This is a genomic window from Stenotrophomonas sp. STEN240 (genome assembly GCF_056756175.1).
This window is the reverse complement of sequence record NZ_JBRRBO010000009.1, coordinates 64875-87964: the sequence shown is the minus strand read 5'-3', so window position 1 is coordinate 87964 and position 23090 is coordinate 64875. Positions and strand designations below refer to the sequence as shown.

22 protein-coding genes are annotated in these 23090 nt (G+C 63.4%); 9 read left to right on the top strand and 13 right to left on the bottom strand.

The annotated features are described in order from the left end of the window. Positions 1-4: 4 nt before the first annotated feature. The 8 genes from ACVOKO_RS06280 to ACVOKO_RS06245 form a co-directional block, all read right to left on the bottom strand. Complete coding sequence (locus ACVOKO_RS06280; protein WP_346498082.1) at positions 5-856, bottom strand: carbohydrate ABC transporter permease; 852 nt, start codon at positions 854-856, stop codon at positions 5-7. Continuing rightward, the gene (locus ACVOKO_RS06275) at positions 853-1734 is read right to left on the bottom strand and encodes a carbohydrate ABC transporter permease (protein WP_057626068.1); all 882 of its coding nucleotides are present in this window, start codon (positions 1732-1734) and stop codon (positions 853-855) included. The genes ACVOKO_RS06280 and ACVOKO_RS06275 overlap by 4 nt, the downstream gene beginning before the upstream one ends. After that, positions 1731-3002: a sugar ABC transporter substrate-binding protein gene (locus ACVOKO_RS06270; RefSeq protein ID WP_481558681.1), complete on the bottom strand. Its 1272-nt coding sequence runs from the start codon at positions 3000-3002 to the stop codon at positions 1731-1733. Before ACVOKO_RS06270 ends, ACVOKO_RS06275 begins: the two co-directional genes overlap by 4 nt. Positions 3003-3015: 13 nt before the next feature. After that, positions 3016-4590 carry a glucoamylase family protein gene (locus ACVOKO_RS06265; RefSeq protein WP_430980724.1) on the bottom strand — a complete coding sequence of 525 codons (1575 nt, stop codon included), beginning with the start codon at positions 4588-4590 and terminating at the stop codon, positions 3016-3018. A 160-nt stretch (positions 4591-4750) separates the two neighbouring features. Further along, the gene (locus ACVOKO_RS06260) at positions 4751-7711 is read right to left on the bottom strand and encodes a TonB-dependent receptor (RefSeq protein WP_346498080.1); all 2961 of its coding nucleotides are present in this window, start codon (positions 7709-7711) and stop codon (positions 4751-4753) included. Between the two features lie 54 nt (positions 7712-7765). After that, positions 7766-8806 carry a LacI family DNA-binding transcriptional regulator gene (locus ACVOKO_RS06255; protein ID WP_346498079.1) on the bottom strand — a complete coding sequence of 347 codons (1041 nt, stop codon included), beginning with the start codon at positions 8804-8806 and terminating at the stop codon, positions 7766-7768. Between the two features lie 144 nt (positions 8807-8950). Further along, positions 8951-9229: a BolA family protein gene (locus ACVOKO_RS06250; RefSeq protein WP_346498078.1), complete on the bottom strand. Its 279-nt coding sequence runs from the start codon at positions 9227-9229 to the stop codon at positions 8951-8953. Next, complete coding sequence (locus ACVOKO_RS06245; RefSeq protein WP_346498077.1) at positions 9226-9525, bottom strand: YciI family protein; 300 nt, start codon at positions 9523-9525, stop codon at positions 9226-9228. Before ACVOKO_RS06245 ends, ACVOKO_RS06250 begins: the two co-directional genes overlap by 4 nt. 353 nt (positions 9526-9878) lie before the next feature. Here ACVOKO_RS06245 and ACVOKO_RS06240 point away from each other — a divergent pair, with 353 nt between their 5' ends. From ACVOKO_RS06240 to ACVOKO_RS06230, 3 genes are read left to right on the top strand one after another with little or no spacing between them, the layout of a single operon-like run. Continuing rightward, positions 9879-10775, top strand: a complete 897-nt coding sequence (locus tag ACVOKO_RS06240; RefSeq protein WP_346498076.1) for a segregation and condensation protein A — start codon at positions 9879-9881, stop codon at positions 10773-10775. Positions 10776-10791: 16 nt separating this feature from the next. Next, positions 10792-11643, top strand: a complete 852-nt coding sequence (scpB, locus tag ACVOKO_RS06235) for an SMC-Scp complex subunit ScpB (protein ID WP_346498075.1) — start codon at positions 10792-10794, stop codon at positions 11641-11643. Continuing rightward, positions 11636-13291 (top strand): pseudouridine synthase, encoded by a 1656-nt coding sequence (locus tag ACVOKO_RS06230; protein WP_346498074.1) that lies wholly within the window; start codon positions 11636-11638, stop codon positions 13289-13291. Before scpB ends, ACVOKO_RS06230 begins: the two co-directional genes overlap by 8 nt. Positions 13292-13414: 123 nt before the next feature. On the opposite strand, the gene ACVOKO_RS06225 is transcribed toward ACVOKO_RS06230, so the two are convergent. Further along, entirely contained in the window at positions 13415-15295 is a 1881-nt protein-coding gene (locus ACVOKO_RS06225) for an Ig-like domain-containing protein (protein ID WP_346498073.1), read from the bottom strand. Between the two features lie 413 nt (positions 15296-15708). Between ACVOKO_RS06225 and ACVOKO_RS06220 the strand changes: the two genes are divergently transcribed. After that, positions 15709-16053, top strand: a complete 345-nt coding sequence (locus ACVOKO_RS06220) for a type II toxin-antitoxin system prevent-host-death family antitoxin (protein ID WP_346498072.1) — start codon at positions 15709-15711, stop codon at positions 16051-16053. 3 nt (positions 16054-16056) lie between these two features. After that, positions 16057-16692, top strand: coding sequence for an ATPase (locus tag ACVOKO_RS06215; RefSeq protein ID WP_346498071.1), 636 nt, complete (start codon positions 16057-16059; stop codon positions 16690-16692). A gap of 107 nt (positions 16693-16799) precedes the next feature. On the opposite strand, the gene ACVOKO_RS06210 is transcribed toward ACVOKO_RS06215, so the two are convergent. From ACVOKO_RS06210 to ACVOKO_RS06195, 4 genes are all read right to left on the bottom strand, one after another. Then, on the bottom strand, positions 16800-17231 hold the full coding sequence (locus tag ACVOKO_RS06210; protein WP_346498070.1) for a hypothetical protein: 432 nt from the start codon (positions 17229-17231) through the stop codon (positions 16800-16802). A gap of 91 nt (positions 17232-17322) precedes the next feature. Then, positions 17323-18138: an amidohydrolase gene (locus tag ACVOKO_RS06205; protein ID WP_346498113.1), complete on the bottom strand. Its 816-nt coding sequence runs from the start codon at positions 18136-18138 to the stop codon at positions 17323-17325. A 5-nt stretch (positions 18139-18143) separates the two neighbouring features. Beyond that, a complete protein-coding gene (locus tag ACVOKO_RS06200; RefSeq protein ID WP_346498069.1) occupies positions 18144-18455 on the bottom strand; it encodes a hypothetical protein in 312 nt (103 codons plus the stop codon). A gap of 14 nt (positions 18456-18469) precedes the next feature. Continuing rightward, complete coding sequence (locus ACVOKO_RS06195; RefSeq protein WP_346498068.1) at positions 18470-19618, bottom strand: pyridoxal phosphate-dependent aminotransferase; 1149 nt, start codon at positions 19616-19618, stop codon at positions 18470-18472. 170 nt (positions 19619-19788) lie between these two features. On the opposite strand from ACVOKO_RS06195, the gene ccmA reads away from it, so the two are divergent. The 4 genes from ccmA to ACVOKO_RS06175 all read left to right on the top strand — a co-directional run bounded on the left by ccmA (position 19789) and on the right by ACVOKO_RS06175 (position 23047). Continuing rightward, positions 19789-20448 (top strand): heme ABC exporter ATP-binding protein CcmA, encoded by a 660-nt coding sequence (gene ccmA, locus ACVOKO_RS06190; RefSeq protein ID WP_346498067.1) that lies wholly within the window; start codon positions 19789-19791, stop codon positions 20446-20448. Then, positions 20445-21140 carry a heme exporter protein CcmB gene (gene ccmB / locus ACVOKO_RS06185; protein WP_346498066.1) on the top strand — a complete coding sequence of 232 codons (696 nt, stop codon included), beginning with the start codon at positions 20445-20447 and terminating at the stop codon, positions 21138-21140. The genes ccmA and ccmB overlap by 4 nt, the downstream gene beginning before the upstream one ends. Before the next feature lie 52 nt (positions 21141-21192). Then, positions 21193-21873 carry a TetR/AcrR family transcriptional regulator gene (locus ACVOKO_RS06180; RefSeq protein WP_346498065.1) on the top strand — a complete coding sequence of 227 codons (681 nt, stop codon included), beginning with the start codon at positions 21193-21195 and terminating at the stop codon, positions 21871-21873. Positions 21874-22003: 130 nt separating this feature from the next. Then, positions 22004-23047 carry a DmsE family decaheme c-type cytochrome gene (locus tag ACVOKO_RS06175; protein WP_346498064.1) on the top strand — a complete coding sequence of 348 codons (1044 nt, stop codon included), beginning with the start codon at positions 22004-22006 and terminating at the stop codon, positions 23045-23047. Positions 23048-23090: the final 43 nt, after the last annotated feature.

Genomic DNA, 23090 nt, shown 5'->3' with positions numbered 1-23090 from the left:
GGCCTCAGCCCTTGACGCTGCCCAGCAGCAGACCCTGGATGTAGTAGCGCTGCAGCACCAGGAACAGCAACAGCACCGGCAATACCGTGACAACCGCACCGGCCATCATCATTTCCACGTCCATGATGTGCTCGCGCGACAGGCTGGCCAGTGCCACCGGCAAGGTGTAGTGCTCCTGGTCGGTCAATACGATCAACGGCCACATGAAATCGTTCCATGCGCCCATGAAGGTGAAGATCGCCAAGGTCACCAGCACCGGCTTGAGCATCGGCAGCACGATCTGGAAGAAGATGCGCGCCTCGCTGGCGCCATCGATGCGCGCCGCTTCCAGCAGCTCATCGGGAATCGAGCGCGCGTACTGGCGCACCAGGAAGATGCCGAATACGCTGGCCAAGGCGGGAATCACCACGCCACCGAAGGTGTTGACCAGGCCCATCTGTTTCATCAGCAGGAACAGTGGCAGCATCGCCACCTGCGCCGGAATCACCAGTGCCGCCAGCAGCATCTGGAACAGGCGCTCACGGCCGGCAAAACGCAGCTTGGCAAAAGCGTAGCCGGCCAGGGTATTGAACAGCAGCGAGCCCAAGGTGATCGCAACCGATACCAGCAAGCTGTTGACGAAGTTGTTGCCCATGCCGGTTCGCGCGAACAAGGCTTGGTAGTTGGCCAGCGTGGTATGCGCAGGCAACAGTGGCGGCGGAAACTGCGATGCCTGCCCGCTGGGCATGAACGACACCGACAACATCCACGCCAACGGTGCCAGGCTGACCAGCGCCAGCAGCAACAGCCCGCCGTTCACCCACCACGCATGCCAACGCGATTGGCCGATTTCCCGACTGCCAGCAACGCCACTCATACCAGCTCCCTGCGCTTGCCGAAGCGCAACATCAACGTGGTCACCGCCAGGATGATCAGGAATAGCAGGAAGGCCACGGCCGAGGCGCGACCCAGGTTCCACCACTTGAAGCCTTCCTCGAACATGAAATACAGCACGCTCACCGTGCTCTGCAGCGGATCGCCACGGGTCATCACATAGGGCTCGGCAAACAGCTGGAAATAGCCCGACACGGTAATCACGCCGACCACCAGCAGCACCGGCCCCAGCATCGGCAAGGTGATATGCAGGAACTGCTGCCAACGCGAGGCGCCATCAATCCGCGCTGCCTCGTACAGGTCCTTGGGAATGGCCTGCAGCCCGGCCAGGAAGATCACCATGTTGTAGCCGAAGTTCTTCCACACCGCGAAACCAATGATGGTTGGCATCGCCCAGTTCGGGTCACCCAGCCAATCGATGGGATTGATGCCGATCTGGCCCAACCCCCAGTTCACCATGCCGTAGCGGGTATGGAAAAGGTAACGCCAGATCACCGCCACAGCCACCAGCGTGGTTACCACCGGTGCAAACAGCGCGGTGCGGAACAGCGCCTTGAAACGCGCCGCCGGCGCATTGAGCAACAGCGCTGCACCCAGCGAAACCGCGATCGACAAGGGCACACCGGCCACCACGAAGTACGCGGTATTGCCCAGCGACTTCCAGAACATCGGCGTCTGCAGCAGGTCGATGTAATTGCCCAGGCCGTTGAAGCGCAGATTGTGCGGGTCGGCCAGCGCGTAGAGATCGAAGTCGGTCAGGCTCAAGGCCAGCGCCGACAACACCGGCAGGCCGAAGAACACGCCGATCACGATCAGCGCCGGTGCGGCAAAGATCCAGCCAGCCAGCGATCCGCGCTTCATGGCGCTGCCTTCGTTGCGGCGGCCGCCTGCTGTTCGACGATCCAGCGGCGCTTGGCGAGGATGTCATCCACCTGTTGATCCAGCTGTTCTACTGCCCTGTCCTGCGGCAAACCACCGCGCACCACCTGTTCGGTCACCACCCGCATCTGCTGGGCAATACGCTCCCACTCCAGCACTTTGGGCGTGGGTTTGACGCGTTCGAGCTGGTCGGCGAAGGCGGCAGTCAAAGGATCATTCTGCAATTCCGGCGAGCGCCACGCACTGCGACGCGGCGGCAGGTCGCCAATGATCTTGTAGAAGCGCTGTTGGATCTCAGGCCGCGACAGGAACTCGATCAGCTTCCAGGCCGCTTCCTTCTTCTGCGAGGAACGGAACACCACCAGGCTGGTGCCGCCGGCAATGCCTGCGCCGGGACCATCGGGACCGGGCAGCGGCGTTGTGCCCCACTCGCCTTCCAGCCCGGGTGGCTGGCGCTGGCGGAACTCGCGGATATTCCACGGCCCGGACAGATAGAAGGCGGTGAAGCCACGGAAGAACTCGTCCCAGACATTGGAGATCTGGGTTTCGGACATCTTCGGCGCCCAGCCCTGCTCGAACATGTTGTCGTAGAAGGCCAGCGTGCGCCGGAAACCGGGGCTGCGGAAATTGCCACGGGTATCGCCGTCGCGCAGCAAGGTATCTTCCTGCTGCAGGGCAAACGAGAGTTGTGGTTCGAACTCGTTCAAGGGCATCAGCACCGGGTAGCCGCGTGTGCCCATGATCTTCTTCAGCGCCGCGTTCATCTGCTCCCATTCGGCCCAGGTGCGCGGCGGCTGCGCGTAGCCGGCCTTGCGCAGCAGATCCTTGCGATAGAACAGCAGGCGCGTATCCACGTACCAGGGAATGCCAACCAGCTCACCGTCGACGACATTGGTATCCCAGATGCCGGCAAAGTAATCGCGTTGATCGATACCGGTGGATGCATCCACCAGTGGCTGCAGCGGGGTCAGCGCCTGCAGGGTGGCGAATTCCGCGATCCAGGTATTGCCGAGCTGGCAGACATCCGGCAAGCCATCGGCAGCATAGGCGGTCAGCAGTTTTTCATGCGCGGCGGTCCATGGAATGTTCTGCACGTCGACATGGATGCCGGGGTTTTCGGCCTCGAACTCGCGCACCAGTTCGCCGACCACTTCGGCCTCGCGGCCCATCGCCCAGAACCGCAGGGTGGTGCCCTGCTCCGGCTTGCTGCAGCCTGCGAGCAGCAACAACAGCACTGCCAGCGCGCGGATCATTGGCCGCGCTTCACTGTTTCTTTGCCGCTGGCGGGGCCGACGGCTGGCTGGCCGCCTTTTGCTCGGCCGCCGCCGCAGCGCGCGACTCGGCAATGCCCGATGCCCGCGCCGATGCCGCCTGCTCGTCTTTCTGCAGTGGCTGGAAGCTGTCTTCCGGGGCAAGCCAGCCACCGGTGAACCCAGCCCGCTCCAGGCCCTTGCGGATGTAGGGGTTCTTTTTCATCACCTCCCACACGAATTCATCGCGGTAGTTGGCGATGCCGGCCAGGATCGGGCCTTGGTCGATGGCGATGTAATCGCTGGCAACCCAGCCGCGATCGGGGATCAAACGCCCGGTCTTGAGCGGAATGTCGTAGCCGAAGCTGGGATTGAACGAGTCCAGGAAGCCGTAGCTCGAATACAGGTAATCGCCGTAGCGCTTGTGCATCTCCACCGTGGCCGGGATCACCACTTCCGGTGCGAACGGCAATGAAGAGATCGCCGCCGAGGGCACGATGGTGCCGTCGTCGAAGTTCTCGCGCAGGCCCGCGCCACGTGCCGAATAGTGACGGAACTGACGCTGCTCGCCCTTGTATTCCTGGGTGGTGTTCTGCGGCCCGTCGCCGGCAGTCAGGCCCCAGACGTTGGCGCTGTAGTCCTTCCACTGCATCGGGTTTTCAATCGCGTATTCGCGTTGGGCAAGCGTGGCGCGGCGGCTGTTGAGGAAGTAATCGATGCCGCGCTCGCGCATGTACGGGTCCTGGATATCGCGGAAGTCGATCCAGACATGGCTGTATTGATGGCCGAACAACGGCCCAAACGACAGATACTCCTGGCCTTGGTAAACGCCCCAGTCGTTGTCGTAGGTGCGCGACCACACCGTCCACGCGTCGGGCTCGACCGGATGCGTCGGCGAACCCAGCGCCAGCACGTACAGCATCATCGCCTCGTTGTAGCCCATCCAGTCGTGCTGGATGAAGCCGCTTTCCGGGAACCAGCCCATCGAGACCAGCGGCTTGTTGCGTTGCAGCCACTGCCAATCCACGCGCTTGTAGAGAGTGTCGGCAATCTGCCGGATTTCCTTCTCGCGCGGATTGTCCTGGTCGTAGTACGACTGTGCGAACAGCACGCCCATCAGCAACAGTGCGGTATCCACGCTGGACAGTTCCACCCAGCTGTCATAGCGGCGGCCCTGCTGCATGTCCAGGAAGTGGTAGTAGAAACCCTTGTAACCGGCCTTGCCGGTACGCTGCGGCCCGCTGGGCAGGTCACGGAAGAACTTCAGCGTGACCAGGGTGCGTTCCACCGCCTGGTTGCGGCTGACCCAGCCGTTCTCGATGCCGATCGGATAGGAGGTCAGCGCGAAGCCGACCGAGGCGATGCTGGCAAACGGCCGTGACGGGTAGCGGTCGGGGGTGAGCCCGTTCTGTTCGTTGGTGGTGTCCCAGAAGAACTGGAACGTGCGCCGCTCGATGTCGTCGAACAGCGGCGGCAGATCCGGTTTCATCGGCCGTGGCGGCAGGTCCGCCTCGATCAGGATCACCTGCGGCAATACCTTGGGCATCGGAGGCTCCGGCGCCTTGCCACAGCCCCCCAACAACGCCAGCCCGATACCGGCGAGAACACAGGCCAACAACTGCGGGGTACGTGACTTGCTCAAGGCGACATCCATCTCGAAAACATAGCACCACATTCACGTGGCGAAGGCGTACTGCATATAGGAAAAGTCCCGGCCGCCAACTATAAGGCGACCGGGACGCTGGCACTTACCAATCCAGACCAAATGACAGCTTGAAGGTACGGGTGGCGTACTGATCCCAGCTGCTGACCACACCGGTGTCCCAGTTGATGCCGTAACCGCCCCAGTTGGTCCAGTTGAAGGCATTGAGCAGGTCGGCGCGCACCTTGAGCTTGAGGTCGGTGCCGGTGTCCCAGGTCTTGGTCAGCGACATGTCGAACTGCTTGAAGCCCAGGCTGCCACTCGGCTCCCAGCTGTGCGGACGCTCGTAGCCACCGTAGGCAGCGGTACCGTCGATATCCCAGCGCTTGATCTTGCTGGCCAGTGTCAGCTTGCCGGACGCGCTCATGCCCCACGGCAGATCGGTGAAGCCACTGACCACCAGACGGTGCTTCGGCGCCCAGGCACCATCGAACCAGCCGCCCTGCTGGAAGTACCAGCCGAACACCGGATCCTTTTCATGGATGTTCTGCTTGGCGTCGGTCAGCGTGTAGGCAACGTTGAGGTTCCACGGGCTTTCAGCCGTGTAAGGCTTGTCCAGGCTCAACAGCAAGGCGGTGTTCTTGGATTCGAAGCCATTGGTAGCGACGATCAGCGCGCCCAGATCCGGCAGACCCGGCGCGTTCCACGGGCTGCCGTTGGGGGCAAAAACGCCGCCATCGGCATAGCGGTTGCCGCGTGAGATCAGCAGGCCGTCCTTGTAACGGGTGTGCTGCACGGTGGCCGAACTGTTCCAGTCATGCCCGCCCATGTTGAAGCTGCTGCGGATGCCCACGCTGAACTGGTCCGAATACGGCGTTTTCAGCTTGTTGTCGAACATCCACACTTCGCGGCCGGCCTCGGTCGCATCCACCAGCGACATCAGGTAATCGCGATCCAGCAGCTGCGGATTCCAGTCCAGGCAGTCGCCGCCCACCGCACAGGCATGCCCGGGCGAGTTGATCTTGAAACGACGGGTCGGGAAGGACGCCTTGCTGCGTTCCAGCTGCAGGTAGTCGAACAGATTGCGGTCATAGGAACGGCCGACACCGCCGAACAGCACCAGCCGCTCATCGCCGCTCAGGTCATAGGAGAAGCCCAGACGCGGCTGGATCGCATCCTTGAACGGTTTGCGGTTGTTGCCGGTGCTGATATAGCGGTTGATGTCGATGCCGCCCAGCGCCAGCGTCTGCGCATAGGTCTGGCCAGCGCCGGCATTCGGGTCCTGGCTGGCCAGCGAGGCCAGCACGTCCGGTGCGGTGGCGTAATCCAGGTAGGACGGGGTCTTTTCGTAATCCCAGCGCAGGCCCAGGTTCAAGGTCAGGCGCTCGGTAACTTCCCAGTCGTCCTGGATGTAGATGCCGAACTGCTTGTTCTTGGAGGTGACCGCGCCGCCACCGGTACCGACCGCCGGGCTGCCGAAGCGCACGAAGTACGGCACGTCGCCGCCCTGGTTGATGTCGTAGTAGAACTGCGGGTTGTAGGGCTGCTGTTCGATCGTGTCCAGGTCCACCTGCTTGTACTTGACGCCGAACTTGAGCGTGTGCCCTTCCCAGCCGAAGAAGGTGGTGTCGTTCTGGAACGACCAGCCCTTCTGGCCCTTGTCCTGCAGGCCGCCGTCGCCGGCACCGATGCGGTAGATCTGCTTGCCGTCATCGCCGCTGCCGTCGGTCAGCACACTGCCGTTGCCGAAATTGACCGGCGCCTTGGTCCAGAACGCCTTCTCGTAGGTGAGGTGCGAATCGCTGAGCCAATTGGTGTTGGAGTACTGCCAACGCAGGTCGTAGCGGTCCTCGGTGACGCCGGTATCGGTGCCGTAGCTGCGCGCGCTCTGCCCGCCGACGTTGCCGATCTCGCTCTCTTCACGGCGCTTGTAGGTGAACTCAAGCAGGTTGGCATCGTTCACCGACCAATCCAGCTTGCCGAAGTACAGGTCTTCCTTGAACGGCGTCGCGGTGGCACCGAGCTGGTCGCGCCAGGACTGCGGCAGGTCGCTGGGCAAGCGGCCCTCACCGGGCTTGAGGTCCTGCGGCGCGTTGTATTCCTTGCCCTCGTAGGTGACGAAGAAGTGCGCGCGGTCCTGCACGATCGGGCCACCGAAGCTGCCGCCGTATTGTTTCTCGCCGGAACGGGTCTTGCCGACGCCGTTCTTCTCGCTCTCGCGCAGTTCGCGCCAATCCTGGTTGGTGTAATCCCAGAAGAACGAGCCCTTGAACTCATTGGTGCCGGACTTGGTCACCGCGGTCACCGCAGCCGAACTGATCTGGTCGTACTCGGCCTTGTAATTGGAGGTGATGACCTTGTACTCACCGATGGCCAACTGCGGGAACGGGTTGCCGCGGCTGGCATCCTGGCCGGTGATGCCACCCTGGGTGACATAGTTTTTCTGGCCCACACCATCGATGTAGACGTTGACGTTGTTGGCGCTCTGCACGCCACCGCGCAGCTTGGTGGAACCGTTGGACGGATTCTGCTCGAACACCATGCCAGGCACGGTGTCGGCGAAGGCCAGGAAGTTGCGCGTGCCCTGCGGCAAGGCCTGGATCTGCTGCGGGGTGATGTAGGTGGCAATTTCCGAGGTCTTGGTCTCGATCGGCGCCTGCGCCGTTACCTGCACCGCATCGAGCGTGGTTGCCGACCCGCCGCCGGTTTCAGCCACGCCGCCCACACCCAGGTTGACGGTGGCGGTCTGGCCGACGGCCACGGTGATGTTCTGGCTGCTGCTCTTGCCGCCGGCAACGACATCCACCTTGTAGGTACCCGGCGGCAGGCCAGCCAGCGAATAACTGCCGGTGCCGGTGCTCTGCACGCTGCGCGCAAGGCCAGTGGCGATGTTGGTGGCGGTGACCTGGGCCTGCGCGGCGGGGGCCGAGTCAGCCATCACCTGGCCACGGATGGTGGCACTGGTGCTCTGTGCGAACGCCGGCGCTGTGCCCAGCAACAGGCACGCAGCAAGCGCACCGCTGAGCAGCTTGCGTGGGGGCATGGCGTCATTCAATTTCTTGTTCATGTTTTACCTCTCCCAAGGCAGCGACAGGGAAGCCGCAAGGGTTGTGTGTGTGAGCTACCCCGGTCTATCGCCGGGTGCAGAAACGTCGCCCGCGACGGTGGAATCGCGTACGACCAAGGTTGGAACCAGCGTTACGGCGGGCGCCGCCTGTGTCTGATCGTTGTCGATCATCTGCACCAGCTGCAGCATCGCCCGCTCGCCCAACTCGGCGATGCTGACCTGCATCGTTGTCAACGCGGGGTGAACAAAACGCGCCAAAGGGATGTCGTCATAGCCGGCGAGTGCGATTTGCGCAGGTACTTTCACGCCTGCCTGCGAGAACGCATACAGACAACCCAGGGCCATCATGTCGTTGGCGGCAAACACCGCATCCGGCAGGCTTGAGCGCGCCAACAATGCCAATCCAGCCTGGTGGCCGGAGGCTTCGTCAAAGTTGCCCGGCAGCTCGATCGCTTCCACCTTGCCGTCGAACGCCGCCATCGCCGCACGGAAACCCTGCAGGCGTTGCTGTGCATCGTGGTTGTGCACCGGCCCCGCGATGAAGGCGATGCGGCGATGGCCGGCATCAAGCAGATGCCGGGTCATGGACAGCGCGCCGGCATGGTCATCGATGCTGAAAACCGGGTAATGAGCGTCCGCCAAGGGCGTGTTGATCAATACCGTGGGCAGCGCAGGCGGCAGGTTGTCGATCAGAAAATCAGGGTCGCCAGCGTAGGGCGACAGGACAAGCAGGCCATCCACGCGGCCACGCATCGCCTGCAGCACGGCACCCTGCTGTTTCTGTTCACCGTGGTAGCTGGACACCAGCAGGTGCCGGCGATGGGCACTGGCCACGCCGTCGATGCCGCGCATCAACTCGGAAAAGAACTCGCCGTAAAGGTCAGGAAGTACCAGGCCGACGGTCTGGGTACTGCGGCTGCTGAGGCTGCGCGCAGCCGCATGCGGGCTGTAGCGCAAGCGCTTGGCGACCTCAAGGACCAGCGCGCGCACCGGCGCGGCGACATTGTCGTGGCCATTGAGCGCGCGTGACACCGTGGCGACGGAGACATTCGCCTCGCGGGCGACATCCTTGATCGTAACTGCCGACTTCGCCACCGCCCTACCCTCCGCAATACAGGGTGAGGCGGACTGTAAACGTTTCCAATTGCGATTGTAAACAGTTCGTTAGGTCTGGATGTCCCGTGCGGACAAGTACTGTCCTGTCCAGCTTGCCGGGCGTCCTGCGGTCACCTTGCCCGTTCAGCCCGGAGCCCTCTGCTCCTGGGGGGTCAGCGCCTTGATCGAGAGCGCATGGATGTCCGTTTCCATCATGTCGCCGAGCGCGGCATAGACCGCCCGGTGGCGGGCCAGCGGCGCCTTGCCCGCAAATGCCTCGCTAACCACCATGACCTTGAAATGCCCTCGCCCATCACTGGCCCCAACATGGCCGGCGTGACGGTGGCTGTCGTCCCGCACCTCCACCAGCTGCGGGGTGAACGCCGCCTGCAGGGCGCTGCGGATCCGCTCGACCCGGCTCATGGCAACACCTTGCGGAATGGCCGCACATCCACGCGCACATAGACGCCCGCCGCCACGTAAGGGTCAGCCTCGGCCCAGGCCCGCGCGGCGCCCAGATTCTCGAAACTGGCAATCACCACGCTGCCGCTGAAGCCGGCCGGACCGGGATCTTCCGCGTCAACCGCAGGACAGGGACCGGCCAAAAGCAGCCGCCCCTGGTCAAGCAATGTCTGCAACCGCTGCAGGTGCGCCGCCCGCGCCTGCAGCCGCGCCGCAAGCACATCCGTACCGTCATAGCCCTCGATTACGTACCACACTGGCCTTTCTCCGCTTGTCTGCTGAATGGAACGATGCCAAGTCTAGCGTCACAATGCTGGACACCGCCCTGCCCGGGCGATTACTCTTTAGTCCATTGCACGCAGTCGGCCAGTTGCCGCTCGGTGCGGTGACGGGCCCAGACCCGCCACCCAACCACCGAAGCACATCACTTCCCGGACCGCGTAGACGACCTCCTCGTAATGACGTTGCCGCTGATACTGCGGCGCGCCTTGTTGTTTATGTGTGGAAGCGCGCCAAACAAGCGCGAGTAGCTCGTAATACAGGGGCTGGAACCCTCCCGGGCGAGAACCTGGGGTGTGTACAGCCCGCAATACCCCCGAATGTCGACCTGATGACTTCCGAACTCGCGCACGACGCGAACCCGCCAGCGCAGCAATCCTTACCTCAGCAGCAGGAAATGCCGCTGGCGATGGTGCATGGCCAGCCGGTTCTGCAGATCCCCCAGGATCTGTACATTCCGCCGGACGCACTGGAAGTCATCCTTGACGCATTCGAGGGCCCGCTGGATCTGCTGCTCTACCTGATCCGCCGGCAGAACCTGGACATCCTTGATATCCCGGTCGCCGAGATCACCAAGCAGTACGTGGAATACATCAACGTGATGCAGGAGCTGCGCTTTGAACTGGCAGCCGAGTATCTGGTGATGGCAGCCATTCTTGCTGAAGTGAAGTCGCGCATGCTGTTGCCGCGCCCACCCAGCATCGAAGGCGAAGAAGCAGACCCGCGCGCCGAGCTGGTACGCCGTCTGCAGGAATACGAACGTTTCAAGCAGGCCGCCGAGGACATCGACAGCCTGCCCCGGCAGGACCGCGACACCAGCATGGCGCACGCCTTCGTGCCCGAGCGGGTGCTGGTCAAGACCCCACCGCCGGTGGAACTGAAGGAAATGCTGCTGGCGCTGCACGACGTACTCAAGCGCGCCGAGCTGTTCAGCGGCCACGCGATCAAACGCGAGGCTCTGAGTGTGCGGCAGCGCATGGGCGATGTGCTCAGCCTGCTGGAAGGCGACAAGTTCTACCGTTTTGAAAGTCTGTTCACCGCCGAAGAAGGCAAGCTCGGCGTTCTGGTCACCTTCCTTGCGGTATTGGAACTGGCCAAGGAGCAACTGCTCGACCTCGTGCAGGAAGCCCCACTTGCTCCGATTTATGTGAAGTCCCTGGCCACCGGCAACACCAACGCACCGCTGCAGTTTTCCAGCGAGTTCGATGACGCCGACATTCCCGCCTGAGCAACCGACCCAACGCATGGATCAACCGCTGATCAACCGCATTGTCGAAGGAACCCTGTTGGCCTCCAGCCAGCCGGTAACCCTGACGCAGCTGCAGGGCCTGTTTCCCGAGGATGCACCGGCGCCGCCGGGCAGCATTGAACGGGCACTGGAACTGCTGCGCGAAGGCTGCGCTGGACGCGGCGTGGAACTGGTCGAAGTAGCCTCCGGCTACCGCTACCAGATCACCAGCGAAGTGCACGGCTGGGTGTCCCGGCTGTGGACCGAACGCAAGACCCGCTACACCCGCGCCACCCTGGAAACCCTGGCGCTGATTGCCTACCGGCAGCCGATCACCCGCGGCGAGATTGAACAGGTCCGCGGCGTGGCGGTAAGCAGCAACATCATCCAGGCGCTGGAAGAGCGCGAGTGGATCCGGGTCATCGGCCACCGCGATGTGCCCGGCAAGCCGGCCCTGTTCGGCACCACCAAGGGCTTCCTGGATTATTTCGGGCTCAAGCGCCTGGACCAGTTGCCGCCGCTGTCCGAACTGCGCGATATCGGCGAGCTGGAACCGCAATTACCGCTGGATGGCGACGGCCAGCCAGCTGCTCCGCTAGCCGCCGGCGCCGCCTCGCCCATGGGCCTGGACGCCGCCAACGATAGCGATACGACACCCGCAGCCACGCCAGAATCCACGGATTCAGACGCGGTCGCATCCGACACCGCCTTCACCGGCGAACCCGACGCCGCGCCGGGAGAGCGCGCGGCGGAAGTGGAACAAACTGAAAACAACGCCGTCGCGACGACGACCGTGGCTGTTGACGTAGCCGATTCCGAACCAGAGGCCGACGCGGAAAACGCCGGCCGGAGCCAAACAGATGAGTGACACCCCCCGTAAACCTTCGTTGAACAAGCTCTCGCTCAAGCGCGAAGCTGACACCGAACAGCAGCCCAAGCTCGAAGAGCGCCTGCACAAGGTCCTGGCACAAGCCGGCCTGGGCTCGCGCCGCGCACTGGAGCAGCGCATCGCCGACGGCCTGGTCAAGGTCAATGGCGAAGTCGCCAAGACCGGCATGTCGATCAAGAGCGGCGACAAGATCGACCTTGACGGTCGCAGCTTTGTCGCCAGCGCCCTGACCGACCCGTCGCGCGTTTTGATCTACAACAAGCCCGAGGGCGAAGTCACCACGCGTGACGATCCCGAAGGCCGCCCGACCGTATTCGAAGCGCTGCCGCCGTTGAAGGGTGCACGCTGGATCGCCATCGGCCGCCTCGACATCAATACCACCGGCTTGCTGCTGGCTACCACCGACGGTGAACTCGCCAACGCGATGATGCACCCGTCGTTTGAAGTCGAGCGCGAGTACGTGGTGCGCGTGCGTGCACCGGAAGGCGAAGAGAAGGTCTCCGACGAAATCATCGAGCGCCTCGGCCGTGGCGTACTACTGGAAGACGGCGGCGCCAAGTTCGACGAAGTCGAGCGCATCGGCGGCACCGACTCGCACGACTGGTTCCGCGTAGTGGTGAAGGAAGGCCGCAACCGCGAAGTGCGCCGCCTGTGGGAATCGCAGGGCTGCCAGGTCAGCCGCCTGAAGCGCACGCGTTACGGCAAGATCGAGCTGCCGCGCGAACTGATGCGTGGCAAGTCGGTGGAACTGACCACCCAGCAGGTTGACGCGCTGCGCGCCCAGCTCAAGCTGGAAGAAGGCACCCCGTCGGCACTGACCCTGCAGCCGGTGATCGGCCAGCGCAAGGCGGTCAAGACCACCCTGCGCGTGTCCCGCGAAGGCAGCCGTGGCAATGCCTACGTCAACGGCCACAACACCGCTGACGAAGGCCGCGAACTGCGTCGCTTTGACAACGTGCGCGAAGACCGCGGCGGCCGTGGCCGTGGCGGCAAGAGCGGCGGCGGCTTCAAGGGCGGCCTGACGGTCAGCGGCGAAGCCGCAGCCAAGCAGTCGCAGAAGCCGTTCAAGCAGCGCAAGCCCGCTGGCGACCGCAGCCTGCCGGATGGCAACCCGGCTGCGTTCCGCACCTGGTATGTGCCGGACGGTGTCAGCACCGGCCCGAGCGGCCACCGCAATGCAGGTCCGGGCGCAGCACGCGGCCCCGGCGGCAATCGTGGTCCGGGCCGTGGCCCGGCCGCCGCTGACGGCCAGGCCCGTCCCTACGGCAAGCCGCGTCCGGGCGGCGCACCCGGTGCCAGCCGTGGCGGTCCCGGTCAGGGCCGTCCGCAGGGTGCTGGCGGCCAGGGCGCAAGCCAGGGTCAAGGCCAGGGCCAGCGCAAGCACCCCTACGGTCACCCGGGCAATGCCCCGAGCTTCCCGTCCGACCACGCCAACCCGGGCTTCAGCCCGTACGGCGCGCGTCCGGCCGGCAATCGCCCGAGTGGCGGCAACCGTGGCCCGGGCGGCCCCGGCGGTCGTCCCTCAGGTGGCCCGCGCCCGGGTGGCAACCGCCCCGGCGGCGCAGGCCGTCCGGGTGGCGGTGGTCGTCCCGGCGGCGGAGGCAACCGCGGCCCGCGCGGCGCCTGATTCGCCAACGACCAGACTTCGCGTCTGGTCGCTTTAGCGAAATGAACAAAGAAAAAGCCCGGCGCCATGCGCCGGGCTTTTTCTTTGTCGCGGCAAATGCCTCACCGCGACTGTCAATCAGGATCAGTAAGCCTCAAGAACGATTTCGTACTGGCTCAACAGATCCGGACCGGAGTACGGCACATGGTTCTGGGGCGCAGCAGCGGAGGCCTGCGGAGCAGACGGAAACAACTCGCCACCCGTTTCCACCAGCACCTGCGACAACTCGAAACCAGCATCAACAGATGCTTTCTCGATGCCACGCGTACCCGATTCCACCGTTAGCTTGAACACTGCGCTGAGCGCACTTTCGCCGGTGAACTCGCGGGTTACCGTCGCCTGGAACTGGTGTACACCCTGACTCAGTGCGACATCAGGCGTGAACTCCCAATCACCGAATTCATCGGCAAGTACCTGACCAAGCAGCTTGCCGCCCTCGTAGATCCGGACGATGCCATCCGCATTGGCTGTCCCAGACAATGTCGGCGTTCTGTCGTCGGTGGTTTCTCCCGACAACAAGGTACCTACGTCAGCACCGACATTGTCGTCAGCACTGTAGATGCGGATGCGATCTGCGCTTGCATCAACCTCGAACTCAAATGGCGGAGATAGGAACTCACTCTGGTTGCCTGCGCGATCCATTACCCAGCAAGTGAAGATATGCGTACCATTCTTCAATGCTGCAGCCGGCGTGAAACTCCAGTTCCCCTGGTCATCGACTGCCGTACGGCCGATCTCCTTGCCCTTGTCGTAAACGACGACGGTGGCATTAGCTTCGGCGGTACCAACAACGGTCGGCCGGTTATCATCGGTAGTACCCTCGCTTCCGATCAAGCCGGTGATGCGACCTGCGTCATCAACGATGCCACCAACCACGGGCGCAGCAGGAAGGACCCTGTCAACGATGATCACGTAAGGCTCAGAAAGCTGACTGACATCGCCATCAGGATACTCATGAATGATGGTCAATTCATGCATGCCATCCGCCAATGGCAGTTTTGGAACGAAGCTCCAATCCCCGTTGCTGTCGACCTGGGCATTACCAATCAACTGGTGCTGATTGTAGACATGGACCACTACGTCCGGGTGCGCTCTGCCCGTAAGCGTTGGTCGGCCATCATCGGTGAAACCTCCATTTGCAACGGCACCCTGGATCGACCCTTGATCGTCCAGCACCGCACCGATGACTGGCGCCCCGGAAGTCGACGTGTCAACAATGATCACATGGGGCAGGGACAGATCACTGACGTCGCCATTGCCATATTCGTGTGCAATGGCCAGTTGATGCGTTCCATCAGCCAACGGCAAGCGGGGAACGAATGACCAGTTGCCATTTCCATCCGCCTCGGTGTTGCCGATCAATTCACCGCGATTGTAGATATGCACCACAACACCAGGCAGCGTTTTGCCCGTAATGGTCGGCTTGCCATCATCGGTGACTCCGCCATTTGCAATGGCACCCTGGATCGGGCCCTTGTCATCCAGAACCGCGCCAATGGCAGGCAGCTCCGGCGTAATCGTGTCGACAATGATCACGTACGGCGGCGAAGTCTCACTGATGTCGCCGCCCGGATATTCCACGATGATGGACAACTGGTGCCGGCCGTCGGCCAGTGGAAGACGCGGAGTAAAGGACCAGTCACCGCTGGCCGCTGCTACGGCGCTGCCAATCAGCTGAGTGTTGTTGTAGAAGTGCACGATGGAGCCAGCTTCGGCAGTACCGGAAAGCGTCGGCCGACCGTCATCGGTCCTGCCGCCATTTTCGACGAGACCTTGGTTGAATCCCTTGTCATCCGTCACCGCTGCGATTACCGGCGTGACGCTTGAATAGGCCATGGCGGAGACATCAATACTTGCAGCATCGATTCCGGCCGCAGCGTGAGCTGTCTGAGATGCGCTTTCTGCGAGCCAGTCTTTTTTAATGACGTTGGCTCGACCACCATCTGCGGAGATATTCGTATCCATACTCGTTGACCTCTTTGATCAATTTCAACTTCAAGGCCCAATATTTCGACCTCATGGCAGCCGAGGTCCGCCACATACGTGCCGCCCCCTGCTGTCAAACGAGTATGTTTTTCTCCATCTCACCGGTGATACAAGAAAAGCCCCAAAAGCCGAGAGTTTTCTGAAGGCAGATAATATTTTTAACGATTGCAACAATTAAGGGTCCGCGCAGATGCTCGACCACTCACCTGTGCAGCTGCCCCAGCCAACGTCATTCATCTGGGCAACAAATGCCGTTAGACGCTCAGCACTGCATCACCTTGGTCAAGGCGCGCCCCCATCAGCAGAGCATCACGACCAAGCGTTCGGCCCCATTAATTTCCCAAATTGGGAAATTTGGTATATTTTCCCAACATCCACTCACGGGCAGCGCCATGGACCTCTCTCTGAACCTGCTGGACCTTGAAAAGACGCCCGCCAGCGACGTCAAGGCCAAGGGCTGGCCTGAGCTGATGCGCAAGGTCGCCCGGCTCGGCGCCGTGGTGGTCACCAACCACAACCACCCGCAGGCGGTGGTGGTGTCTGCCGAGGAGTACCAGCGTCTGGTCGCTCAGGCCTCAGGCGCTTCGGCCGCAGCCCAGCGCGCGCAGTCACTCAAGCAACTGCAGGCTGAGTTCGACGCCCACCTCGCGGTGCTCGATGACGGCAAGACCCTGGCCAAGGCATTGGATCGCCCTGCCCGGCGGGGGTTGAAAATCATCCCGGGCAAGTCGCTCTGACCGATGGCACGGATCCTGGTATTGGCCGGCGTCAATGGCGCCGGCAAGAGTTCATTGCTGGGCATGATGCTGCAGCACGACGGCGCGACCTGGTTCAACCCCGACGCCTTCACCCGGCAACTGGTGGAACAGGGCTGGCCGCTGGCCGAGGCCAATGCCACCGCCTGGCAGGAAGGCACCCGCCGCCTGCGCGAGGCGATGCAATCCAACCGTGACTACGCGTTCGAAACCACGCTGGGCGCCAACACCATTCCCAAACTGTTGCATGAGGCCTGTGTGCAGCACGAAGTCACCGTGTGGTTCTGCGGCCTGGACAGCATCGGGCTGCACCTGCAGCGCGTTGCCGAGCGCGTGGCCGCTGGCGGCCACGATATTCCGGAAGACAAGATCCGCCAGCGCTACGACAGCTCGCGCCTGAATCTGATCGAGCTGCTGCCACATCTGACCACGCTGCACGTTTACGACAACAGCCGCCCGCCGGATGCCGACGGCGCGGTCGAGCCTCTGCTGGTACTGGAAGTGGACCGTAGCCGGATCCTGTGCCCGGTCAGCCAGGAAGAGTTCGGCCAGGTACCCGAATGGGCCAAGCCGCTGGTGTGGGCGGCGCTCAAGGCGTTCCCGGTGGCGGCTGACGAGTGAAACCCGAGGGGGTGAAAGCTCCCTTCATTCACCACTGCGGGCGCCCCTCTCCCGCACGCGGGAGAAGGAAGCGGCGCACTTCTGCGCCGGATTCCGCCGCTGGAAGATCAGCGGCGCTCGATCACGAACTTGCCGAAGCCGATACCCAGGCTCCAACCGCGCCCGGTGCCTGCCAAAGCCAGGGAAATATCGCCCTTGGTCATCGCCTGCGCATCATTGGCCCGCGAAGCGCTGGCATGGGCCTCGGCCGCTGCATAGGTACCCAGCAGGTCATCAAGCGAATACGCACCGGTAAAGCGGCCACGGCCGTCGGTGATGGTGGTGCGGCCAACGGTCAAACCACCGCCCTTGGCGCTGATCTTGACGGGAATGTTGGCGCCATTGTCACAGGTGATCGTGCCGGTACCGCTGGACGTCTTGTAGAACGCCGACCAACCCGACAGGTTGTAGTGCAACTCACAGTCGATATTGCCTGCCGCCTGTGCGGCCGGCGCAATGCCCAGCGCCAGCGCCACAACCACTGCCATCATCTTTTTCATCGCACACCTCTGCTTGGTTGGAGCCGGCACCGAGACTGACAGCCCCCTTGCACATTGCAAAGAGCTGCCCGTCGCAGCGCGCGGCCAGCGTTCAGCGAACCACCACCGGGCCGCCCAGGGTAAACGCATCGGCATCGAGCATTGCCGGGAACCGTTCGCGATGCGCAGCCAACGCCTGTGCCGAGACCGTAGTGGTGACCACCTGTTCGCGCTCGCGGATTTCCAGCTGCGGCTGACCCAGGAAATCGATCACCGCGCTGTCGCCGGAATAATGCAGACCGTTGCCGTCCACACCAATGCGGTTCACCACCGCCACATAGCACAGGTTCTCAATCGCCCGCGCACGCGCCAGCGTCTGCCAAGCGTAGGCGCGCGCCGACGGCCAGTTGGCCACGAAGATCTGCAGGTCGAAATCCATCTGCCCTGCCCGTTCCACATCGAAGCGATTACGGCAGAACACTGGAAAACGCAGGTCGTAGCAGATCTGCGGATTGATCCGCCAGCCCTTCCATTCCACGCATAGCCGCTCGTTGCCTGCGGCATAGCGCTTGTGCTCGCCGCCATAACGGAACAGATGGCGTTTGTCGTAATAGTGCAGCTCACCTTCCGGCGTGGCCCACAACAAGCGGTTGTAGACCTTGCCATCCACCCGCAGCTGCACGCTGCCGGTGACTACCGCACCCAGCGCGCGCGCCTGATCGATGACCCACGCAACGGTGGGGCCGTCCATGTCTTCGGCCTGATCGATCGCATCATTGGAAAAGCCGCTGGTAAACGTCTCCGGCAGAATCACCAGATCGGTATTGCCTGCGAGCGGCGCCAGCAAGGCACCGTAATAGGCGCGGTTGCCCGCCGGGTCGTGCCAGCGGGTGTCGCCCTGCACCAGGGAAATACGCAGGTCCTGCATTGTCGTCATCGTCCTGTAAGCCATGAAGAGAAAAGCGCGCTGGCGGCCGTGACCGCACCCAGCACCGGCAGCCACCACTGCAGCCGTGCAATCCAGCGATTGGCCGGCTGCCGCAGTTCGGCCTCATCGAGCAACGCCAGATAGTCACGGGTATAGCGGCCAAAACTGCCGCGAAACGCCAACCGGCCCTCGTCCACCGGCACCCCGCGCGCCTGCAGACCAGGCTGGACCACGGCAAGGAACAAGTAGCCTTTCAGCACTGCCGCAAGCACAAACGCGGCAAACGCCAAACCGAAAACCAGCAGACCCGTGTCCATCGGCGCGCCTGCTGTCAAAGCGCCCGCAGCCGCTCGATCGCCGCATCCAGGGTGGCATCGTTCTTGGCAAAGCACAGCCGCACCAGGCGCTGCCCGGCGGGCGGTGTTTCATAGAACGGCGACAGCGGAATGGCGGTAACGCCCTTCTCGATGGTCAGCCAGCGCACGAACTCATGGTCCGGCAGGTCGCTGATGGCCGAGTAGTCCACCAACTGGAAGTACCCGCCCGGCACCGGCAGCGGCTTCAAGCGCGTGGTCAGCAGCTGTTCGCGGAAGCGATCACGCTTGGATTGGTAGAACGCGCCCAGCTCCAGATGGTGCTCGGGCTCGTCGCGGATCATTGCGGCAAACCCGTACTGCGCCGGGCTGTAGGTGGTGAAGGTGTTGTACTGGTGCACCTTGCGGAATTCGGCGGTCATTGCCGGCGGTGCGATCGCGTAGCCGATCTTCCAGCCGGTGCAGTGATAGGTCTTGCCAAAGCTCGAAATCACGAAGGCGCGCTCACGCAGCTCCGGGTAACGCAAGGCCGACTCGTGCCGCGCACCGTCGTAGATGATGTGCTCGTACACCTCATCGGAAATCAGATAGATGTCGGTGCCACGCAACACATCGGCCAGGGCCTGCATGTCATCGGCAGTCAACATGGCCCCGGACGGGTTGTGCGGCGTGTTGACCATCAACATGCGCGTCTTCGGGGTGATCGCCGCGCGCACGCGGTCCCAGTCCACCGCGAAGGTCTGAGGGTCCAACGGCACATGCACGGCGCGCGCGCCGGCCAGATCAATGGCTGGCTCATAGCAGTCATAGGCCGGGTCCAGCACGATGACTTCCTCACCGGCGCGCACCACCGCATGGATGGCATTGAAGATCGCCTCGGTGCCGCCGGAGGTGACGGTGATCTCGGTGTCCGGATCAACCTGCGCGCCATAGCAATCCAGCGCCTTCTGCGCGATGGCCTGGCGCAACGGCGCCACGCCGGTCATCGGCGCGTATTGATTCAAACCATCGCGCATCGCCTTGGCGGTTTCATCGATCAAGCGTTGCGGGGCGGAAAAATCCGGGAAGCCCTGGCCAAGATTGACCGCGCCGTGCTCGGCGGCCAGCTGCGACATCACGGTGAAAATGGTGGTGCCCACCTTGGGCAACTTGGTCTGCGGATGCATGGGTACGTACACACCGGGGGAGAAAACCCCGAGTGTACGCAAAGCCGGCGCTACCGGCCTGCCTCCGCGTATCCGTACAGCGCGGGACAGCGCCGGCCCGGCGCTATACTGCGCGCCCCGATGCGCTGCCCAGCCTGCGCCACCTGCCATGGACGGAAGCGCCCGATCCGATGATTGAAACTGCAAACATCCCGCCGCTGCTCAACGCCCGCGGCCTGCGCTTCAGCCGCAATGACGATCCGGTATTCGGGCCGCTGGACCTGCACGTGGATGCCGGCGAAGCGTTGCTGGTGCAAGGAAGCAATGGCGCCGGCAAGACCACCTTGCTGCGCGTGCTGGCCGGTCTGCTGCGCCCGGACGAAGGCCAGATCGAAATCGACGCGCGCCCGGCCAGCAGTACCGACCGTTCGCGCTATATCGCTTACCTGAGCCATCTCACCGCACTCAAGCAGGACCTGGGCACACTGGAGAACCTGCACTTCCTGTGTGGACTGCAAGGTCGGCGGGCACGGCAGATGCCGGGCAACGCCCTCGCCATCGTCGGCCTGGCCGGTTATGAAGACACCTTGGTGCGGCAATTGTCCGCCGGCCAGAAGAAGCGTCTGTCGCTTGCCCGCATCTGGCTGTCGCCGGCACCGATCTGGCTGCTTGACGAACCCTATGCCAACCTCGACCTGGAAGGTATCAACCTGGTCAACCGAATGATCTCGGCGCACCTGCGCAGTGGCGGCGGCGCCTTGGTGACCACCCATGGCGCCTACGCCGCACCGCCGGTCCGCACCCGCACCCTGACCCTGCGCAGTGCGGCCGACCAGGAGGATGCCGCATGAGCCTGCCCGGTCCTCAACCCACGCTGCTCTCGGCCGCACGCGCACTGCTGGCACGTGACCTGAAACTGCTGTGGCGCCGCCGTGGCGATGCCGCACAGCCGATCCTGTTCGCCGTGCTGGTCGTGGCCTTGTTCGCGCTGGCGCTGGGCGGCGCCCCCAAGCTGCTGCAGAGCGTGGCCTCGGCGGTGCTGTGGCTGGCCATCCTGCTGGCCGGCCTGTTGTCGCTGGACACCTTGTTCCGCAGTGATGCCGAGGACGGCTCGCTGGAGCAATGGCTGTTGTCACCGGTGCCCTTGGCCTGGCTGGTGGCGGTGCGGGTGTTCTCGCATTGGTTGACCACTGCCTTCCCGCTGGTGCTGGTCAGCCCCCTGCTGGCCGAGCTGATGCACCTGCCCCGTGAACAGCTGCCGGTGCTGGTCACCGCACTGGCGCTGGGCACGCCCCTGCTGAGCCTGCTCGGCGCGGTGGTTGCGGCCTTGACCGTGGGCATGCGCCGGGCCGGCATCCTGCTGGCGCTGCTGGTCCTGCCGCTGTATGTGCCAGTGCTGGTATTCGGCGCCGGCGCGGTGGCGGCAGCGGCGCAGGGCTTCGATGCCAGCGGCCCGCTGCTGATACTTGCGGCTGGATTATTGGTCAGCGCGGTGCTGGCGCCACTGACCGCAGCGGCGGCAATCCGCATCGCCAACTCCTGAAGATCAAAACAGCGCTATTCTTGACGTTGACTTCACAAAACAAACCAAGCCCATGGCTGAGCGGTCCCCCACTGAAGTCCCGAGCGTAGCCAAGCCCACCTTGCCGCCCCGTCCGGTGGTGGAACTGCAGCGGCGTGGTGAGTTGCGGGTGGAGAAATTCCTGGCCGCCGCTACCGAAGTCTTCAACGAAAAGGGCTACCAGGCCGCGCGTCTGTCCGACATCGTCAAACGCGCAGGCGGCTCGATGGCCACGCTGTACCGCGCCTTCGGCGACAAGGAAGGCCTGATCCATGCCCTGATGGAACAGAGCATCAATGATTTCGGGCGCAGCCTGGATACCTTGCTGCAATCACCCCTGCCGCCCACCGAGGCCCTGGAAGAAGCCGGCAGCCAGATGGCCGAGGAAATCCTCTCGCCTACGCGCCTGGCCTGCCACCGGGTGGTCATCTCCGAAGGCATGAACCAGCCCGCCCTGCGCGACTGGTTCCAGGCACACGGCGTGGCGCCGATGGAAATCCTGCTCAGCCACTACTTCGCGCGTGAAACCGCAGCCGGCCGCATGTACATCGAAGACCCCGACCAGGCCGCGCATTTTTTCTACATGGTGGTCATCGGCGGCTTGATTCTGCGCTCGGTCAATGGCCGCATGGACAGCAGTGATCTGCCCCGCGCGCAGCAACAGGCGCGCGCCGCGGTACGCCTGTTCATGGCCGGCGCCCTGCCGCGGAACTGAACCGCAGCTTGCTGCAGCGCAGCTTGAACTGTACCCGGGCTCCTCACAGAATCGCGACGTAATCGTCATTACGTTCTGATTGCCCAGTTGTCTCCCACCCATCGGCAGGGACAACCCAAAGGAGGGGATCGTGCGGTTCTATCTCGCATTACTGGCGTTGCTTGCAACCGCGATCCTGATATCCGCCGCATGGCTGGCCCCGGTGAAAGCCGATGCCAGTGGGCAGGCGGTCAAACTCCCCGAAACCCATTTCGCTTCCACCCAATCCGGGCACGGCTTCAACGCCCCGCCCGGCTTTGCCGATGCCGTTCCCGCGCGCAACAAGGCCCACCCGCAGGCCAAGGCGGTCGGCCAGCAGGTCTGCACGGCCTGCCACAGCAAGGAAAACGACAACTTCGCACATACCGCGCACGCCGCCGGCATGCAGGTTGCGTTGGCGGCCAATCCCAATACCGCCACCTGCGAGGCCTGCCACGGGCCCGGCTCCGTGCATGCCGCCAACCCGACCCAGAAGGGCTCGATCATTGCCTATACCCACGATGGTGGCACGCCGGTGGCAAACCAGACCGAGAGCTGCCTGGGTTGCCATTCCGGCGGCCCACGCGATGCCTGGCTGGGCTCGGTGCACCAACGCAATGATCTGTCGTGCAGCGACTGTCACAACCCGATGGTCAAGTTTTCCGCTGAAGGCCTGACCGCCAAACAGTCGGTCAGCGAAACCTGCGCCACCTGCCACAAGGACATCCGCCAGCAGTTCAATCGGCGCTCGCACATGCCGCTGCCGGAGGGCGCGATCAGCTGCGTGGATTGCCACAACCCGCATGGCACGCTCAACCCCATCCTGCTCAAGACCGATACGGTCAACGAGACCTGCTACCAGTGCCACGCCGAGAAACGCGGCCCGTTCCTGTTTGAACACGCACCGGTGCGCGAGAGCTGCCTGAACTGCCACCAGGTGCATGGCTCCAACCAGCACGCGCTGCTGGTGGCGCCAATCCCGATGCTGTGCCAGCAATGCCATTCGCATACCCGCCACCCCAACGACCTGCAGACCGAGACCTCGCTCGGCAACGGACTGACCGCTGATGAACGCCTGATGGGACGCGGCTGCATCACCTGCCACGCCCAGGTACACGGCTCCAACCATCCTTCCGGCCCACGTCTGCACAAGTAAAGGGAGAACGACATGTGCACACGGAATCGTTCAAGGAACTGCC

Excerpts from the sequence above, each read along its gene's own strand:
- scpB (WP_346498075.1), top strand. The coding sequence starts at position 10,792 with ATGGATCAACCGCTGATCAACCGCATTGTCGAAGGAACCCTGTTGGCC.
- ACVOKO_RS06200 (WP_346498069.1), bottom strand. The coding sequence starts at position 18,455 with ATGGACACGGGTCTGCTGGTTTTCGGTTTGGCGTTTGCCGCGTTTGTG.
- ACVOKO_RS06180 (WP_346498065.1), top strand. The coding sequence starts at position 21,193 with ATGGCTGAGCGGTCCCCCACTGAAGTCCCGAGCGTAGCCAAGCCCACC.
- ACVOKO_RS06230 (WP_346498074.1), top strand. The coding sequence starts at position 11,636 with ATGAGTGACACCCCCCGTAAACCTTCGTTGAACAAGCTCTCGCTCAAG.
- ACVOKO_RS06195 (WP_346498068.1), bottom strand. The coding sequence starts at position 19,618 with ATGCATCCGCAGACCAAGTTGCCCAAGGTGGGCACCACCATTTTCACC.
- ACVOKO_RS06220 (WP_346498072.1), top strand. The coding sequence starts at position 15,709 with ATGGACCTCTCTCTGAACCTGCTGGACCTTGAAAAGACGCCCGCCAGC.
- ACVOKO_RS06280 (WP_346498082.1), bottom strand. The coding sequence starts at position 856 with ATGAGTGGCGTTGCTGGCAGTCGGGAAATCGGCCAATCGCGTTGGCAT.
- ACVOKO_RS06215 (WP_346498071.1), top strand. The coding sequence starts at position 16,057 with ATGGCACGGATCCTGGTATTGGCCGGCGTCAATGGCGCCGGCAAGAGT.
- ACVOKO_RS06260 (WP_346498080.1), bottom strand. The coding sequence starts at position 7,711 with ATGAACAAGAAATTGAATGACGCCATGCCCCCACGCAAGCTGCTCAGC.
- ACVOKO_RS06275 (WP_057626068.1), bottom strand. The coding sequence starts at position 1,734 with ATGAAGCGCGGATCGCTGGCTGGCTGGATCTTTGCCGCACCGGCGCTG.
- ACVOKO_RS06210 (WP_346498070.1), bottom strand. The coding sequence starts at position 17,231 with ATGAAAAAGATGATGGCAGTGGTTGTGGCGCTGGCGCTGGGCATTGCG.
- ACVOKO_RS06225 (WP_346498073.1), bottom strand. The coding sequence starts at position 15,295 with ATGGATACGAATATCTCCGCAGATGGTGGTCGAGCCAACGTCATTAAA.
- ACVOKO_RS06240 (WP_346498076.1), top strand. The coding sequence starts at position 9,879 with ATGACTTCCGAACTCGCGCACGACGCGAACCCGCCAGCGCAGCAATCC.
- ccmA (WP_346498067.1), top strand. The coding sequence starts at position 19,789 with ATGATTGAAACTGCAAACATCCCGCCGCTGCTCAACGCCCGCGGCCTG.
- ACVOKO_RS06205 (WP_346498113.1), bottom strand. The coding sequence starts at position 18,138 with ATGCAGGACCTGCGTATTTCCCTGGTGCAGGGCGACACCCGCTGGCAC.
- ccmB (WP_346498066.1), top strand. The coding sequence starts at position 20,445 with ATGAGCCTGCCCGGTCCTCAACCCACGCTGCTCTCGGCCGCACGCGCA.
- ACVOKO_RS06250 (WP_346498078.1), bottom strand. The coding sequence starts at position 9,229 with ATGAGCCGGGTCGAGCGGATCCGCAGCGCCCTGCAGGCGGCGTTCACC.